Genomic DNA, 1115 nt, shown 5'->3' on the forward strand with positions numbered 1-1115 from the left:
GGCGGGGCGCACCGGCCCGCCCGCCCGCACCACCGAGAGGACCCCGCCATGCCGGCCGCAGCAGCCACCGGACCCGCCGGCCCGTCGATCGCCCGGTTCGGCCTGGGCACGGCGGCGGTCGGCCGGCCCGGCTACATCACCCTCGGGCGGGACCTCGACCTGCCGGCCGAGCGCACGGTCGAGGCGCTGCGGGAGCGGACGCACGCGCTGCTCGACGCCGCCTTCGCGGCCGGCGTCCGGTACTTCGACACGGCCCGCTCCTACGGGCGGGCGGAGGAGTTCCTCGGCGGGTGGCTGGCCGCCCGGCCGCGGGCGGCGGCCGAATCGGTGGTGGGCAGCAAGTGGGGCTACACCTACACGGCCGACTGGCGCGCCTCGGGCGTGCCCGTCCACGAGGTCAAGGAGCACACGGTCGCGGTCTTCGACCGGCAGGTGGAGGAGACCCGGGCGTCCCTCGGCCGGCTGCCGGACGTCTACCTCGTCCACTCGGTGACGCCCGACAGTCCGGCGCTGACCGACCCGGCGCTGCACGAGCGCCTGGCCGGGCTCGCCGCGGAGGGCGTCCGGGTCGGGCTGTCCACCAGCGGGCCGGCCCAGGGGGAGGCGGTGCGGGCGGCGCTGGCGGTGGAGTTCGAGGGCCGGCCGCTGTTCTCCGCCGTCCAGTCGACCTGGAACCTGCTGGAGACCTCGGCGGCGCCGGCGCTCGCCGAGGCGCACGCGGCCGGCTGGCTGGTGGTGGTGAAGGAGGGCATGGCCAACGGCCGCCTCGCCGACCGGAACGCGACCGGCCCCGACACCGCCGTGCTGCGGGAGGTCGCCGCCCGTACCGGTGCCTCCTGCGACGCCCTGGCGCTGGCGGCCGCCGCCGCGCAGCCCTGGGCCGACCTGGTGCTCTCCGGCGCGGCCACCGCCGGGCAGCTGGCCTCCAACCTCTCGGCCGCCGGGCTGGCCGTCGCGCCGTCCGACCTGGCCGGGCTCGCGGTGCTCGCCGAGCCGGCGGAGGCCTACTGGCGGACGAGGGCCGCGCTGCCCTGGGCCTGAGCGGCCCGGCGGAGGCCCCGGACCGCGGATGCGCCGCAGCGGCGGGCCACCCCTCCTCGGGGCGGCCCGCCGCT

The 1115-nt window shown here is 79.3% G+C and carries 1 protein-coding gene; it reads left to right on the top strand.

The window, feature by feature from the left end:
- Window positions 1–48 precede the first annotated feature (48 nt).
- Entirely contained in the window at window positions 49–1041 is a 993-nt protein-coding gene (locus ABZ641_RS38910) for an aldo/keto reductase (protein WP_359989432.1), read from the top strand.
- The last annotated feature ends 74 nt before the right edge of the window (window positions 1042–1115 follow it).

Origin of the sequence: Kitasatospora sp. NPDC007106 (assembly GCF_040634455.1) — a bacterium.
Classification (GTDB): Bacteria; Actinomycetota; Actinomycetes; order Streptomycetales; family Streptomycetaceae; genus Kitasatospora; species Kitasatospora arboriphila.